Origin of the sequence: Microcoleus sp. BR0-C5, from assembly GCF_036705045.1 — a bacterium.
In the GTDB taxonomy this organism is placed as follows: domain Bacteria; phylum Cyanobacteriota; class Cyanobacteriia; order Cyanobacteriales; family Microcoleaceae; genus Microcoleus.
Genome location: NZ_JAUBTR010000107.1, coordinates 1 through 15,595 on the forward strand (window position 1 = coordinate 1; position 15,595 = coordinate 15,595).

Here is a 15,595-nt window from a genome sequence, read left to right on the forward strand (position 1 = left end):
AGTACCTACCCAAATGGAATTATCGTGCAGTTCCGACTATTTAGCAGACGCTAAAGTTATTAAATTTTCATTCCTAAGCTAAATGAAGAGGAGTTTTGGGAACTCATAGACGATGATTCGAGGGAAAGAGAAGCTCTGAACAGAGATCCTTTATCTGCCCCTCCCATGTACGAGAGAGATACTGAGTCACTAATCAGCCAGGTACTCAAGGGCAAAGACTCCAAATTTCGCTCTCATGTCATTCAGACAGCTTACCGATACGGTCTCAATAAAAATGACCCGCTTTTTATCGTATTGCTGGCTACAGGTCAACTCGAACTACTGTTAGAAAAAAAACCGCAAGAGATTGACCAGTTTTTCAAGAATTGGCAATCTCAATGGCAAGGTGATTTGAAAGATTCTCAAGCTGTCATCTCTCAAGAATTGGAACAAGTTCGGCAGCTTACTGAAAATTGGGAAAAAGAAAGCAGGGAGTTTTTAGAACGGCAGGGAAAAGCGGCTGTTAAGGTGCAACATCGCCACATTTCCAACTCAGTTTACACCCTAGTGCGACAAGCAGCTTTAGAGAAAGTTGCTCACGATATTTGGTCGGTGATTTTTGGAAGCGGGGTAGTGTTAGGGGCAATGGCGATCGGCGCTTTTATCGGGTTAGCTGTGCCCCGGTTCATTCCACCGCCTGAAATCGACCCAAAAGGGCCGCGCCAGCTCACTTTAGAACAAGCCGTAGCGCTCGAATGGGGGCTGAGCAAAGAGGGTCAGTTTGCTCGCAAGAACGCGGATACAATTCAGTGGGCAACAAGCAATGAAGGGAAATATGCTCGCCAATTTATGAGCTGGAATCAAGCTTTGTTGAGCGAGAAAGGGGGCAAAAAACTGTGTGAAACTGAGATAAATCGATTGGGGGTGACGTTGACAGTAGAGGGTAAACCTGCACAAAAAGGATTTTGTACTTTGTGGATTCGCTCCCCTCAAGAACGAGAGTTTGTTCCTTGAGGGCAAATACTAAAATCGAGAATGGCATGTAAATAAGTTAGTTTAACAGGAGAAATCTATGATTGCCAATTTGAACAATCAGCCGTTACCTGACCAAAATCCGAAGCAAGTGCAGTCGCAAATATCGGGTGTTTTAGTTGCACTAGACGACCCATTCGATAAGATGGTTTGGGATTACTGTTTGAGTCAAACATACCCAATATCGGAACAGATTAAGATTGTGCTGAGTGCTTTCTGGGAACCGTTTGCTGCCAAAAATGCTAGCAAGTCTCCTGAGCGAGTGCGAGCGATCGCTTATTATTCACTGCGACAATTAGCAGCTCAACAAAAATTGATTGAATCTGTGTTTGAATTATCAACTGAGTTAACTAAAGTTTCCGAAGTTATTGCTGTTACCAAAAGGAAAAATAGTTGCGAGGCACTCAATCAAGCTTGTGTCTGTTCTCAATCTGTTCTAAATACTGCAATTCGGTGGGAGTAAGAGCCGTTGTTCTTTCTAACAAGTTGAGGATTTCTATCTCAAACGGATCTAGATTTTCTAATTTGTGAAGTCGGTCAATGCGATCGCAAATTTCTTGAAGTCCGGGTTGATTTTCGAGCGGTACAGCAGTAAGAGCCGAGTGTTTGAAGGTGTACAAGTGCATAGTAACGGTGGGGATGTGTCGCATCCACACAGTGGCGGTTTTCTCGCCCACTGACTGAATGCGGCCTAACCTGCCGTTAACATCTTGGCGATCTGGCGCGTACACTTCCACTAAGGAACCAATTTTGAGCGTCAGGTGGTGAGCGATCTTAGGTTCGCCTTCAGGTTTTACTTTTTTGTCGCGCCCCTGTAAAGTTTTGGCAACCTGAGCCGGATTGCTGCGAGTGTCGTTTGCCAAAGCGATGACCTGCTTCTTGGTCAGCCCAGCAGAGCGATTCAGTATTTTCCACTTCACTTCGTCCCCTCCAATAAAACTGAGAGCATCCACAGCTCGAGTAAATTGGGCATCCCGGTAAATCGTTCTGGGGGAAGCTTTGAACCGTTCTCCTAACTCTCGTGCTGTTTTGTCTGTCAAGCTGCCATTTTGACAGCTTGCTCTATCTGGCGATATTTTGTCTGTCAAGTGGTCATTTTGACAGCTTGCCTCATCTGGCATTGTTTTGTCTGTCAAGCTGCCATTTTGACAGCTTGCTCTATCTGGCGATATTTTGTCTGTCAAACTGTCATTTTGACAGTTTGCCAAACGCTTGCCCCCGTGAGATTCCTTGGTCAGCTCGTACCAGGTGCCGCGCAGGTAGCTAACGGATTCTGGCGTCAAGCTGCGCCGTCCCAGTTGGTTGGCGATCGTCCAGACCTTGACTGCATTCCGACTGTCAAAAGACATCTCTACAATTTTGTATGGTATGCCGTGCGCGGTACAGATGGCGAACCTGTTGTGGCCGTCGATGAGAAGCTTTTCCTCGGCCCAGACTACTAACGGATCGCGGCATCCTTCCTCCAGAATGCTCGCTTGCAGGGCGGCTTTTTCGTCTTTACTCAGGGCAATACTCCGGACAGTTTTTGGAACGAGACTACAAGCTTTACAGGGCAAGGATCATAAATAAAGTTGAATTAAATGCAAGTCAGGCATGGAGCTGACATTGATTTAATTATCCACAGTGGCTCAAAGTCCTAGAGAGTAAGCCATTGGGCCATATAAAAACTGTCCGGACTATTGATCGAAAGTACATTCATACAACCGATCGACCATCAATGTCTGAATGCAAAATCCGGTAGCGATGTCCCACACCTTTGATCCGGATGAAGCGGCTGTCACTAGGAGCTATTGCCGTGAACCGACGACGGCAGACCCTGGCTGCCTCAACGCTTCAGCAATACGGCTCTCGATTCCGAGGCAGCCTGTGGGAGATATTGAATCTGAAGCCCCAGTCTCTTGAGGGACAGCAATTGTTCAAGCACTACTTGACTATTGAGAAGCATCTGCTGCTGTTCCTCGACAATGAGACGGTGCCGCCGACCAATCATTCCAGTGAACAGGCACTGCGCTGGAGCGTGGTTTTTCGCAAGGTCACCCATGGCTTTTGCTCCGATTGGGGTGCGGAGTTGTTCGCCCAGGTGCGGTCATTGGTAAATACGGCTCGCCGTCAGAGTATCTCTGCCTTCCAGGCTATTTCCCATGCTCTTGCCTCACACCAGTTTGATTGGCTACTGAGTTGAGCAATTACAAGTCAAGATATAAAGATCTACACAAGGAGCTTTATATTCTGGAGTTTGGCAAGCGATATACTTTGGGAAACGGATGACAGTCTTTCGTCGGGGGGCGTTCAATGATTACCCTGCCTGGAGTTACTATCCACAGCAAAATCTATGAGAGCCTAGCTTCTTTGGTGTATCAGGGCATCAGAGAGCAAGATAACTGTGCAGTGATTGCCAAAGTTCTCAAGCAGGATTATCCCTCTCCTCATGAATTAACTCGCTATCGGCAGGAGTATGAAATTACTCGCTTTCTCAACATTGAAGGTGTAGTCAAGGCATACAGCCAGCAAGACTACCAGCGCACGCTGGTTATTCTTTTGGAAGACTTTGGTGGAGAGTCTTTAGAATGCTGGATGCGGCAACAATTAGACTTCTGTCCCATACCGCTGTCGGTTTTTTTGAATATGGCGATCGCCATTACTGATACTCTAGGCAAAATCCATGCGGCTCATGTCATCCATAAAGATATTAATCCTGGCAACATTGTCTTTAATCCGAGGACTGGCGTTGTCAAAATCATTGATTTTGGCATTGCCACTCGCTTCAGTCGCACCAATCCCACATTCAAAAGTCTCCATCTTCTAGAAGGAACCCCCGCCTATTTGTCGCCAGAGCAAACCGGACGAATGAACCGGATGCTCGACTATCGCACCGACTTTTATTCACTGGGTGCAACCTTCTACGAACTGTTGACGGGACAATTACCGTTTCCCACTACAGATATCCTGGAGCTAGTCCACTGCCACATTGCCAGACCGCCGACTCCCCCGCATGAATTGAACTCAACGATTCCCCAACCTGTTTCAGATATTATTTTGAAGCTGATGGCAAAGAATGCGGAGGATCGCTATCAAAGTGCTTGGGGCCTCAAAGCAGATTTAGAACGCTGTGCTCAGCAACTGGCAGAAGTGGGTTTAATTGAATCTATGCCATTGGGTCTGCAAGATGTTTCTGAACAGTTTTGCATTCCTCAAAAACTGTATGGGCGAGAAGCGAAGATTGCAGCATTATTGGCGGCGTTCGACAGAGTGGCAGGGAATGAGGGAGTAGGGGAATGGGGAAGTGGGGGAGCAGAAGAAGACATTACCCTACCACCGCATCGTGAAATGATGCTGGTCTCCGGTTATGCTGGTATCGGCAAAACGGCATTGGTGCAGGAACTCCATAAACCGATCACAGCAAACCAAGGCTATTTTATCTCTGGCAAATTTGACCAATTTGGGCGCAACATTCCCTACAGCGCTATTGTGAATGCCCTGCAAAAGTTAGTGCAGCAACTCTTGAGCGAACCGGATGAGCAGGTGGAAGTGTGGCGATCGCGCCTGCTCACTGCTCTGGGCAGCAACGGACAAATCATCATTGATGTCATCCCCGAAGTTGAGTTAATCATTGGCAAGCAGTCGCCTATACCCAAAGTTGGAGCAACTGATGCACAGAATCGCTTCAATCTCACGTTTCAAAGATTTGTGCGGGCGTTTTGTGCAAAAGAGCATCCCCTAGTCATTTTTTTAGACGATCTACAGTGGATCGATTCTGCGACGTTGAAGTTAATCGAACTCATCTTACTTGATGAGCAAATCCAGTATCTGTTTTTGATCGGAGCCTACCGAGATAACGAACTGACTCCAACGCATCCGTTGGTCTTAACGCTAGAGAACATGAGAAACCAGGGAGCAGTACTTCAGGAAATCATCCTGACCCCCTTAACCCTGGAACCGTTGAGTCAACTGATAGCTGAGACATTACATCGTAATCCTGATACCGTTTGTTCCTTAGCCCAAGTCGTGTTGCGTAAAACCGAGGGCAACCCTTTCTTTGTTGGTGAATTTTTGAAGCTGCTGCATAGCGAAAACCTGTTGACCTTTGATGCCCAACAGTTGAGCTGGCAGTGGAACCTGGCAGAGATTGAAGCTCAAAATATCACGGATAATGTGGTGAAGTTGCTACTGCGTCAGTTGCAGAAATTGCCGGAAGCAACACAACAAATTCTCTCCATCGCTGCTTGTGTTGGGTCTGAGTTTGATTTGGAAACATTGGCGATCGTTTGCGAAAAATCACCGAAAGCAATTTTTCAGGATCTACTAGCAGCAATACAAGCGGGATTAATTCAACCTCTGTCTGAATTGGACGAAGATTTGTTAGTTCAAGAGTATAAGTTTCTGCACGATCGCGTTCAGCAAGCGGCTTATGCTTTGATTGATGAATCGCAGAAACAGGTTTTTCATCTCCAAATCGGTCGCAATTTGCTCGAAAAAACTTTACCAGAGCAACGATCTGAGAGGTTGTTTGAAATCATCGATCATCTCAATCAAGGACTTGGGCTAGTCACTGCTCGATCAGAACGAACTGAAATTGCCAGATTGAATTTAATGGCAGGTCAGAAAGCAAAGGCAGCAACGGCTTATGAAGCAGCTTTTAAGTATTTCACTACAGGGCTTAAACTCCTCAATTCAGAGAGTTGGCAGACTGAGTATGATCTCACCTTAGCGCTGTACTCAGAAGCAGCAGAAGCGGCGTATCTCCAGGGTTGCTTTGATGAGATGGAACAGTTGGGAGAAGTGGTACTCGCTCGTGCCAAAACAGTGGTTGACAAAGTGCAAGTTTACGACAGCAGCATTCAAAGATATTTGTCACAGGGCAACCTGAAAGAAGCACTCAAAATTGGCTTGGAAGTGTTGAAGCTCCTGGGAGTGATTTTACAAGAAAATCCAAGTGAGTTAGATGTTCGAGGCGGATTGGAGTCAACGGCTGCACTACTTGCTGAACGAGAAATTGAAGACTTGATTAATTTACCAGAGATGACTGCACCAGAACCGCTAGCAGCAATGTCAATCCTAGCGAATATAGGGTCTGCTGCATTCATAGTATCACCAGCACTGTGGATACTGATTACGTTCAAAACGGTAAATTTATCAATCAACTACGGGAATGCTATCTGGTCATCACTGTATTATGCCTGCTACGGGTTGGTTCTATGTGGAGTTGTTCAAGACATTGAACTCGGCTATAAATTTGGTCAATTGGCTCTTACCTTGGCAGAACGATTGAATACCAAAAAAGGCAAGGCTAAAGCATTACACGTATTTAGTGACCAGATTATGCAATGGAAAGTACATCTTAAGGAGACGATACCACTGCTGGTTGAGGTTTATCAGGAAGGAGTGGAAACCGGAGACTTTGAATCTGCTGGTTATGCTGCATATGAGGTATGCTACCACTCGTTTTTTGTCGGTGAGGAACTCACCCAACTGGAACAGAAAACGGCAACATACAGCAAAACGGTTGATCGAATCAGACGGGAAAGCCCCTCAACTTGGATTGCAATGGTGTGGCAGACCATTCTTAATTTGTTAGATCGGTCTGAGAATCCCAGTCGCTTAGTTGGTCGGGTGTTTAATGAAGAGGAGGCGTTATCACACGCTATTGCAGTTAAAGATGGAACTGCAATTCAAATGCTATATCTGCACAAAGTCATACTGTTTTATCTATTTGAAGAATATCATCAAGCTGTACAGACTGCCATTTTGGCAAGGAAACATTTTGAAGAAGCGAGGGCAATAGGAGTTTTACCTGTATTCTGTTTCTATCATTCGCTGGCGCTTTTGAGCCTATCGCTCGATGCTTCAAACTCTGAAAAAGTAGCTTGGCTAAATTGTGTTAACACCAACCAAGAAAAAATGCAGAAATGGGCAGAACACGCCCCAATGAATTATTTACATAAATTTTATCTAGTCGAGGCAGAGAAAGCACGAGTCTTAGGGCAATTCCTTGAGGCTGAAGAGTTTTATGAACGGGCGATCGCAGGTGCTGCTGAAAATGAGTATATCCAAGAAGAAGCACTCGCTTATGAATTAGCGGCAAAACATTATCTGGCGCGAGGGCGGGAGAAAATTGCTCAAACTTATATGAAAGAGGCGCACTATTGTTATGATCGCTGGGGCGCAACCGCTAAAGTTAAAGACTTAGAAACTCGCTATCCACAGTTCTTTTCTCAGTCGTCTAGAGCCGCTTTCACATCACTTCCTATTACTGCTGAAACTATCTCTAATTCCTTCCATACTGCTTTCGATTTAGCAGCAGTGATGAAAGCTTCACAGGCGATTTCTCGCAAAATTGAACTGAATCAATTGCTGCGATCGCTGATGCAAACTTTAATTGAGAATGCTGGCGCACAAACCGGATATCTAATTTTAGAAAACTCAGGAGAATGGTCGATTGAGGCGGCTTGTGAACTCAATGCCGATGAGAATGCTTGTGCGACTCAGGTGTTACAGTCTATTCCCATTGCCGATCAATTGCCAGAATCAATCATTCAATATGTGACTCGGACTCTGAAACCTGTTGCTTTAAATGATGCGACTCGTGAAGGTGCTTTTATTAATGAGCCATACATTCAACAGAACCAGCCTCAATCTATTTTCTGTTTGCCGCTGCTGAATCAAGCAAAGCTGGTCGGTGTATTGTATTTAGAAAATCGGTTAGCAACTGGAGTATTTACACCAGAGCGATCGCAGGTGTTGCAGCTATTATCGACTCAAGCAGCGATCGCCATCGAAAATGCCAACCTTTACTCAGAACTGCAGGCTAAGGAAAGCAAGATCACCCAGTTCCTTGAAGCGATTCCGGTGGGAATTGCGATCGTGGATGCGACGGGTTGCCCTTACTATGCCAACCAATGCGGCAATCAACTCCTGGGCAAAGAAACTGATACTTCCATAGCACCGGAGCAGATATCAGAGGCTTATCAGCTTTATGTAGCGGGAACGGATCAAATCTATCCAGCGGAGAGCTTGCCTGCTGTGCGGGCATTAAGGGGCGAACGCATCAGGACTGAAGATATAGAAATTCGTCGAGATCATGTCTCAATTATAATTGAGGCACGGGGAACACCAGTTTTTGATCAACAGGGCAATATCACTTATGCGATCGCTACCTTTCAGGACATTACAGAGCGTAAACAAGCCGAGAAACTCCTAGCCGACTACAACTGCACTTTAGAGCAACAGGTTGCAGAACGAACTGCTGCGTTACGACAAAGTGAGGCCAATTACCGCAACCTGCTACAAACCGCGAATTCAGTCATCATTTGCTATGACACGCAAGGACGAATTCGATACATCAACGATTATGGGGTGAAACTCTTGGGCTATGAAGAACATCAGATTGTAGGGCGAACCTTATTTGAAACCATCATTCCAGACATCGAAACCTCTGGGCGGGATGTCAAGCCCTTTGTCCACGATTTACTTCGTAATCCTCAATCGTACCCGCAAGGCGAGAGTGAAAACCTGTGTCGAGACGGTCGGCGAGTTTGGATGGCCTGGTCGAATCAAGCCATCTTCAATGAGCAGGGAGATGTCGTTGAAATCTTATCGGTTGGCAATGACACCACCCAGCGTAGGCAAGCAGAAGAGGCATTACAACGCAGTGAGGTCAAGTTCCGCAATATCTTTGAAAACTCGCAGGTTGGTATCTACCGAGTCCGCCTCTCGGATGGATTACTTCTCGATGCCAATCAACGCCATGCCAACCTGTTTGGCTTTGATTCACCAGAGGAGATCATTGGGCTTGAACACGTCATAGGCTATTATGCAGATCCCAGCGATCACCAACACCTCATTGAGTTGCTGAAGCGGGATTGGGAAGTGCGAAGCTTTGAAGCCCAGATGCGAAAACGAGATGGGACATTGTTTTGGGGGCTTTTCTCTCTTTATCTGAATGCAGACGATGGATACATCGAAGGGGTGGTTGTAGATATTAGCGATCGCAAACAAGCAGAAGCCGCCCTACAGATGAGTGAAGAACGACTACGCCTAGCATTAACCGCTTCAAATCAGGGACTCTACGATATGAATCTCAAAACTGAAGAAATCGTGGTTAACCCAGAATACGCTCTAATGCTGGGCTACGATCCGGCAACATTTCACGAGACCAAAATTAGGTGGGTTGAGAGTTTGCATCCTGATGACAGAGAATCAATGGTTGCAGTTTACAGTGGTTTTATTACTGGAGAAGCCCCGAACTATCGAGCAGAGTATCGCCTGCGTACCCGGAATGGTCAGTGGAAATGGATTCTTTCTGTCGGCAAAATTGTTGCCTGGGATGAATCCGGTGAACCCATCCGAGCGTTGGGAGTTTATATGGATATCGACGATTGCAAACGGGCTGAAGCAGCTTCAATTTTGGAAGAACGCAACCGCATGGCACGCGAGATTCACGATACACTCGCTCAGTCGTTTACAGGCATTCTGGCTCAGGTGGGAGCGGCAAAACAGGTGCTAACGGATGATGTAGAAGCAACTGGGGCACACCTAGACCTGATCAAAGAATTGGCGCGAACTGGACTGGTTGAAGCGCGGCGATCGGTCGTCGCGCTCCGTCCTCAGCTTTTGGAGGAAGGCAGTTTACAGAGCGCTCTACATCGTCTCGTCGCTCAAATCAGAACTGCCGCAATGGATACCACTTTATACTATGAGCTTGAGGGTACGGTGTATTCTCTACCGACTGAAGTCGAGAATAACCTACTAAGGATGGGGCAGGAAGCCTTAACCAATGCAATCAGACACGCCAATGCTGACGAAATTCGAGTGGAGCTAGTCTACGATCGCGATCAGGTTTGCTTGCGCGTGAGAGACAATGGACAAGGCTTTGGAGTTGGGAGTATTCCATCCTCTGAGGGTTTTGGCTTACTAGGCATGAGCGAACGCGCAGAGCGCATCGGCGCACAACTCACGATTAGGAGTCAACCTGGACAAGGAACAGAGATTATCGTCACCGTCAATCGGGAGTAACATCACGATGAGCCAAGCCACAACCATTCGAGTTCTAATTGCGGACGATCATGCCATTTTTCGGCAAGGATTAGCCACGATTATTAACCGTGATCCAGATATGAGCGTGATTGCCCAAGCCGAAAATGGGGAACAGGCGATCACTCTATTTGGGGAACACCAACCGGATGTCACACTTATGGATCTGCGAATGCCTGAAATGGCAGGAGTTGCCGCCATCGGTGCAATTTGTGCGACTGCTAAATCTGCTCGGATTATTATACTGACCACGTATGATAGTGACGAAGATGTTTATCGGGGATTGCAGGCAGGCGCAAAAGGATATCTGTTGAAAGAAACTGAACCTGACGAGCTTCTGAATGCGATTCGTACCGTTCATCGGGGGCACCAGTATATTCCGCCCGATGTGGGAGCAAAGTTGGCACAGCGTCTCAGCAATCCAGAACTGAGTGAAAGAGAACTAGAAGTACTCCGCTCACTGGCGCAGGGAATGAGTAATGCGGATATTGCGACTGCTTTGAGTATTGGTGAAGGTACTGTTAAATCCCATGTTAATCGGATTTTGAATAAGTTAGATGTGAGCGATCGCACCCAAGCTGTGATTGTTGCCGTTAAGCGCGGCATTGTAAGTTTGTAGGATGTACTTTCGATCAAATTCGGATTCTAACTTAAGTTAGAGCCAGCCTTCTACTCCGCGATGGCATGGTTACTCTATCAATTTGCACTGTAAAAAATTTAACTTGTTATAGACGACAGCTTGAAGGCGATCTCCTATATTGAACTTATTCTGAAAGAACCTAAGTATTAGAGCTGGCAACACTTCAGATAGCTAGGAAAGAATGACATCGACTGAATTTAAATAAAAAAGGAGACAAACCCATGAGCAACACCATCAACACAATGATCGATCCCAACGACGCCGTGCTGCTGCTGATCGATCATCAGAGCGGACTCTTCCAACTTGTGCGTGACATCGAACTCCCTGCCCTCCGCTCCAATGTCACGGCGCTCGCCAAGATTTCCCGACTCGCCAAGATTCCGACCTTCACAACTGCTTCGGTGCCCGATGGGCCCAATGGGCCCCTGATTCCCGAAATCCACCAGCACAATCCTGATGCGGTTTACATTCCGCGCACAGGCCAGATTAACGCCTGGGATAACCCAGCTTGGGTAGATGCTATCGAGAAGACCGGGCGACGGACTCTCCTCATCGCCGGAACTCTCACCAGTGTGTGCATGGCGTTTCCGACCCTGAGCGCACTGGCCGCTGGTTACAAGGTCTTCACGATCATTGATGCTTCCGGCAACTGGAGCCAGATGGCGACCGACCTCACTCTGGCCCGCGTCGCCCAGGCGGGAGCCATGCCCATCGACACTTACGCAGTAATCGGCGAACTCATGAACACGTGGAACCGTCCGGACGCAATGGAGTTTGCCACTGTCATGGTTGACCTCATGCCGATTTACCGCGTTCTGATGGAGAGCTATGACAAAGCTCAATCTGTGCAACGAGATGGACGAGAGACCAAGCTCGATCGGCAAGTGGCATCTGTGTAAAAGCACCTAATTGTAACGCGCACGCACAAAATAAAAAAAGTGAAGGCGAGAAGTTGATTATCAGTTCATCGCCCCGCATTCCCGATAAGAGTGTCCGTAACACTCTAGCAAGCAGGCTAATCGGGTAGAGGCAGGTGTTTCTCCTGCCTCTACCCGATTAGCCCCACCCATCATGCGGAGCCGCAATGGGCGGCTCATGAAGATGTGCAAACAACCTTGATCAACTAAGCGTATCCTAGAACTTTCATCTAAAGTTTTTAGCTCGATGAAATTTCTGTTCTTCAAGTTATGAGTTAGCCATTTTCGTATCCGTTGTATGATACAGCGAATGAGCAATCCAGAACTGAGTGAACGAGAACTGGCGGTACTCCGTTCACTAGCACAGGGGATGAGTAAGGCTGATATTGCGGCTGCTTTGAGCATCGGTGAAGGTACTGTTAAATCCCATGTCAATCGGATTTTGAATAAGTTAGATGTCAGCGATCGCACCCAAGTTGTGATTGTTGCCGTTAAACACGGCATTGTTTGTTTATAGGCTGTACCTTCGATTGAATTCGGATTCTAACTTGAGTTATAACCAGCCTTCTACTTTGCGGTCGCATAGTTACTCTATCAATCTGTACTGTAAAAGTTTTAACTCGCTATAGACGACGACTTGAAAGCGATCTCCTACATTGAATGTATGCAAACAAAGATGCAGTCAATGGATTGAGCAAGTTAATTGCAAGGTTCCATGCTTGCTGCAAATGTAGAAAAATGAACGACGATCGCAGCCACAGTTTCTTACTTGTCCCGCCTTCAACCCAAGATCGGATGCAGGGTTTGCTGAGTGCCAAGGTAGTACTGGTGATGTATGGAGACTATCAAGACCCCAGAAGTGCAGACGTTTACAAGCTGATTAAAGGGAGCAAACGGGAGCTTCGTGCTTCCTTTGGAGAGGATTATTTATGCTTTATCTTCCGCCATTTTCCGCAAACACAGATTCATCCTAATGCTCAACGGGCAGCCCAAGCAGCCGAAGCAGCCGCTGCCCAAGGACAGTTTTGGTTAATGCACGATACTTTATTTGCCCATCAACAAAGGTTGGAGAACGGTTATCTTGTCGAGTACGCCAATGATTTAGGGCTTGACATTCCTCAATTTCTCAAAGAGTTGTCTAAACAAGTGCATGTCGATCGTATCAATGAAGATATCGAAGGCGGAATACAGAGTGGAGTGACGACTACCCCAGCCCTGTTTGTCAATGGAATTCGGTATACCGGGCATTGGAACACGACGGAGTTGATGGCAGCCATAATTGCTGCAAGTCATTAAGTTCCCCAATCTTTGCTCCCAATTCATATCTGACTTGCCTGTAAGTGCTGTAAGCCATCAAAATTTGATAGCTAGATATTGCCTGTTTGCCGAACAAAACTGCCGCTTTTTGAACCATGCCAACAATTACCATGCCAATAACTGAATTCCTGCTTATTGATTGAGTCAATTACAAATCAGTATTTTATTGAGGATAATTCTATGACACGTTTACTAGTACAGGGCAAGAATGATTCTGGGAATGAAGGTACACATCATGTTGATTCTCTTCACGACTCTTCAGTTAATCATGCCCTGATTGCGATCGCGCAAGAAGTCACTGAGTTGCTGAGACAAACTGATGAAATTAAAACAGGAGAAATAGAATGATACTGCAAGATAAAGTGGCGTTAGTCACTGGAGGCACATCCGGAATTGGCAGAGCAACGGCGATCGCTTACGCCCAACAAAAGGCAAAAGTGGTTGTTGTGGGTCGTCGAATTGATGAAGGTGAAAAAACGGTTCGATTGATTCAGGATGCTGGCGGAGAGGCTATTTTTGTGCAAGCCGATGTCACAAAAGAAGCCGATGTTAAAGCAATGGTTGATAAAGCGGTTGGCGTTTTTGGTCGGTTAGATATTGCCTTTAATAATGCAGGAACGGTCGGCGAAAATCCCTCATTGATTGAGCAAACAGAAGCTGAATACGATGGCATTATGAGCGTCAATGTCAAAGGCGTTTGGTTGTCGATGAAATATGAAATCGCTCAGATGTTGAAACAGGGAAGTGGTTCGATCGTCAATACGGCATCTGCGAATGGAGTAGTTGCACTTCCTAACGTACCCCTCTACACCGCGAGTAAACATGCGGTAGTAGGCTTAACAAAAGCTACTGCGCTCCAATATGCCAAAGCGAGTATTCGCATCAATGTCGTGGCACCAGCAGTAATCGAAACAGATATGTTTGAAGCAGCTACAGGTGGGCAGGATGCAGCCAAAGCTTACATGGCAGGACTTCACCCGATCGGACGAATTGGAACACCTCTTGAAGTTGCAAATGCAGTCCTGTTTTTATCATCTGATCTGGCATCGTTTGTAACAGGTGAAACGTTGATGGTAGATGGCGGGTATGTAGCGCAGTAGTCGATCGGCAATGCAATATTTTGCAGTGATCGAATACGCGATGACTAGCTTTTGTCTGTTTTGTTGAGCAAATTGTCAATCTTTGAACCATGCTAACAATTACAACGCCAACCATTGAAGCCAAGCACAAAGGCTTAACGCATACCCGACTACAGCCAGTACTTGGCTATATTCGTACTCACCTTGATCGAGATTTGTCACTGACTGAGCTTGCAGAAGTGATCAATATTAGCCCGACTTACTTTGCGAGTTTGTTTAAGCAAACAATGGAAATTTCTCCTCGTCAGTACGTGATTCAACAGCGCGTGGAACAGGCAAAGTTGATGCTATTGAAAACAGATTTGGCGATCGCAGAAATTGCCCTAAAAGTAGGCTTCTCCAGTCAAAGCCATTTGACGCAGCACTTCAAGCGATTTACGGGAAAGACCCCCAAGCAGATTCGCTAGCACTATAAGAATCTGAAAGGTTGTCCTAAGAATCTGAAAGAAATCGAGTCTTGGAACTCATTACATTGAAGTTGAGTTAGGCAAGAATCTGAAGCAGAAACATAACTAAGGTTGTATCTTCGTCCACAACGTCAACTAAGAAGGGATCTTACAAAAATGAGTATTCAGCAATTAATCACGCCTGAAAAGCACGACTTAGGTGGGTTTAGCGTACAGCGCATCTTACCGAGTGAAACTCTAAAAATGGTTGGATCTTTCATCTTCTTTGATCACTTAGGCCCAGCTATTTTCCCGGCTGGAAAAGGCGTCGATGTTAGACCCCATCCACACATCAATTTAGCGACGGTTACCTATTTGTTTGAAGGAAGCCTTCTGCATAGAGATAGTCTAGGTACAGTACAAGAGATTTTCCCGGGCGAGGTGAACTGGATGACAGCGGGCAAAGGTATTGTTCATTCTGAGCGATCGCCCGAGAGCTTTAGAGAGAAAGAATCTACTCTTCACGGCATTCAGACCTGGATTGCCCTCCCCGAAACCGCTGAAGAAGTTGAACCCAGCTTTTCACATTATCCGGCGACTGATTTACCGAGGTGGACTCAAACAGGCACCAGTGCGACCTTGATCGCCGGTAGCTACCAGTCTCACCAATCACCAGTTAAAACCTACTCTGCTACTCTTTACCTAGCGCTCGTTTTCACGGAGGGTAGTGAATTTCAGCTAGCGCCAATAGAAGGTTTAGAAAGGGCAGTTTATAGCGTCACATCCGGCCTATTCGTAAATGGAAAGCCTTTAGAGCCATATTGTCTAGCCGTTTTAGCGCCGGATGAATCAGTAAATATCAGTGCGGGGGCTGAGGCAAAAGCAATGATTATCGGCGGGGCACCAGTGGGCGATCGCACAAAGTACTGGAACTTTGTGTCGAGCCGCTCAGCGCGTATCGAGCAGGCAAAACGAGATTGGCAAGACCGCCGCTTTCCGGCGGTTCCCGGTGAAACTGAATTCATTCCGCTCCCTGATAATTCAGATCACGATAGTAGCGCGCCCCCTCTGAGTTGATGCCCACATTCCGCAGGTCTTTAAATAGAATTGATGGTTATAAAATTTAAAAATTCAAGCCTGAAGAGATTACTGGGT

At 46.4% G+C, this 15,595-nt stretch carries 12 protein-coding genes and 1 pseudogene; 12 read left to right on the forward strand and 1 reads right to left on the reverse strand.

The features are described 5' to 3' along the window. The first annotated feature begins 165 nt into the window (after positions 1–165). A complete protein-coding gene (locus tag QUB08_RS29440; protein ID WP_333229519.1) occupies positions 166–993 on the forward strand; it encodes a DUF6753 family protein in 828 nt (275 codons plus the stop codon). 58 nt (positions 994–1,051) lie between these two features. Beyond that, the gene (locus QUB08_RS29445; RefSeq protein WP_333229521.1) at positions 1,052–1,474 is read left to right on the forward strand and encodes a hypothetical protein; all 423 of its coding nucleotides are present in this window, start codon (positions 1,052–1,054) and stop codon (positions 1,472–1,474) included. On the opposite strand, the gene QUB08_RS29450 is transcribed toward QUB08_RS29445, so the two are convergent. Beyond that, complete coding sequence (locus QUB08_RS29450; RefSeq protein ID WP_333229523.1) at positions 1,416–2,567, reverse strand: hypothetical protein; 1,152 nt, start codon at positions 2,565–2,567, stop codon at positions 1,416–1,418. The genes QUB08_RS29445 and QUB08_RS29450 overlap by 59 nt on opposite strands. Before the next feature lie 239 nt (positions 2,568–2,806). On the opposite strand from QUB08_RS29450, the gene QUB08_RS29455 reads away from it, so the two are divergent. The 10 genes and pseudogenes from QUB08_RS29455 (at position 2,807) to QUB08_RS29500 (ending at position 15,517) form a co-directional block, all read left to right on the forward strand. Next, complete coding sequence (locus QUB08_RS29455) at positions 2,807–3,193, forward strand: IS66 family transposase (RefSeq protein WP_333229525.1); 387 nt, start codon at positions 2,807–2,809, stop codon at positions 3,191–3,193. Between the two features lie 110 nt (positions 3,194–3,303). Next, positions 3,304–10,023, forward strand: a complete 6,720-nt coding sequence (locus QUB08_RS29460) for a PAS domain S-box protein (protein ID WP_333229526.1) — start codon at positions 3,304–3,306, stop codon at positions 10,021–10,023. 7 nt (positions 10,024–10,030) lie between these two features. Further along, the gene (locus QUB08_RS29465) at positions 10,031–10,660 is read left to right on the forward strand and encodes a response regulator transcription factor (RefSeq protein WP_333229529.1); all 630 of its coding nucleotides are present in this window, start codon (positions 10,031–10,033) and stop codon (positions 10,658–10,660) included. Between the two features lie 242 nt (positions 10,661–10,902). Then, positions 10,903–11,580: an isochorismatase family protein gene (locus tag QUB08_RS29470; protein ID WP_333229531.1), complete on the forward strand. Its 678-nt coding sequence runs from the start codon at positions 10,903–10,905 to the stop codon at positions 11,578–11,580. A 316-nt stretch (positions 11,581–11,896) separates the two neighbouring features. Beyond that, positions 11,897–12,115: pseudogene (locus QUB08_RS29475) on the forward strand (response regulator transcription factor); the annotation flags it as partial. Positions 12,116–12,336: 221 nt separating this feature from the next. Next, entirely contained in the window at positions 12,337–12,894 is a 558-nt protein-coding gene (locus tag QUB08_RS29480; RefSeq protein WP_333229533.1) for a DsbA family protein, read from the forward strand. Between the two features lie 201 nt (positions 12,895–13,095). Further along, the gene (locus QUB08_RS29485) at positions 13,096–13,263 is read left to right on the forward strand and encodes a hypothetical protein (RefSeq protein WP_333229535.1); all 168 of its coding nucleotides are present in this window, start codon (positions 13,096–13,098) and stop codon (positions 13,261–13,263) included. Further along, complete coding sequence (locus QUB08_RS29490) at positions 13,260–14,015, forward strand: SDR family oxidoreductase (RefSeq protein WP_333229536.1); 756 nt, start codon at positions 13,260–13,262, stop codon at positions 14,013–14,015. The genes QUB08_RS29485 and QUB08_RS29490 overlap by 4 nt, the downstream gene beginning before the upstream one ends. 89 nt (positions 14,016–14,104) lie before the next feature. Continuing rightward, positions 14,105–14,461, forward strand: coding sequence for an AraC family transcriptional regulator (locus QUB08_RS29495; protein ID WP_333229539.1), 357 nt, complete (start codon positions 14,105–14,107; stop codon positions 14,459–14,461). A 156-nt stretch (positions 14,462–14,617) separates the two neighbouring features. Continuing rightward, positions 14,618–15,517 carry a pirin family protein gene (locus QUB08_RS29500; RefSeq protein ID WP_333229541.1) on the forward strand — a complete coding sequence of 300 codons (900 nt, stop codon included), beginning with the start codon at positions 14,618–14,620 and terminating at the stop codon, positions 15,515–15,517. The last annotated feature ends 78 nt before the right edge of the window (positions 15,518–15,595 follow it).

Excerpts from the sequence above, each read along its gene's own strand:
- QUB08_RS29465 (WP_333229529.1), top strand. The coding sequence starts at position 10,031 with ATGAGCCAAGCCACAACCATTCGAGTTCTAATTGCGGACGATCATGCC.
- QUB08_RS29445 (WP_333229521.1), top strand. The coding sequence starts at position 1,052 with ATGATTGCCAATTTGAACAATCAGCCGTTACCTGACCAAAATCCGAAG.
- QUB08_RS29500 (WP_333229541.1), top strand. The coding sequence starts at position 14,618 with ATGAGTATTCAGCAATTAATCACGCCTGAAAAGCACGACTTAGGTGGG.
- QUB08_RS29490 (WP_333229536.1), top strand. The coding sequence starts at position 13,260 with ATGATACTGCAAGATAAAGTGGCGTTAGTCACTGGAGGCACATCCGGA.
- QUB08_RS29495 (WP_333229539.1), top strand. The coding sequence starts at position 14,105 with ATGCTAACAATTACAACGCCAACCATTGAAGCCAAGCACAAAGGCTTA.
- QUB08_RS29440 (WP_333229519.1), top strand. The coding sequence starts at position 166 with ATGTACGAGAGAGATACTGAGTCACTAATCAGCCAGGTACTCAAGGGC.
- QUB08_RS29470 (WP_333229531.1), top strand. The coding sequence starts at position 10,903 with ATGAGCAACACCATCAACACAATGATCGATCCCAACGACGCCGTGCTG.
- QUB08_RS29460 (WP_333229526.1), top strand. The coding sequence starts at position 3,304 with ATGATTACCCTGCCTGGAGTTACTATCCACAGCAAAATCTATGAGAGC.
- QUB08_RS29480 (WP_333229533.1), top strand. The coding sequence starts at position 12,337 with ATGAACGACGATCGCAGCCACAGTTTCTTACTTGTCCCGCCTTCAACC.
- QUB08_RS29485 (WP_333229535.1), top strand. The coding sequence starts at position 13,096 with ATGACACGTTTACTAGTACAGGGCAAGAATGATTCTGGGAATGAAGGT.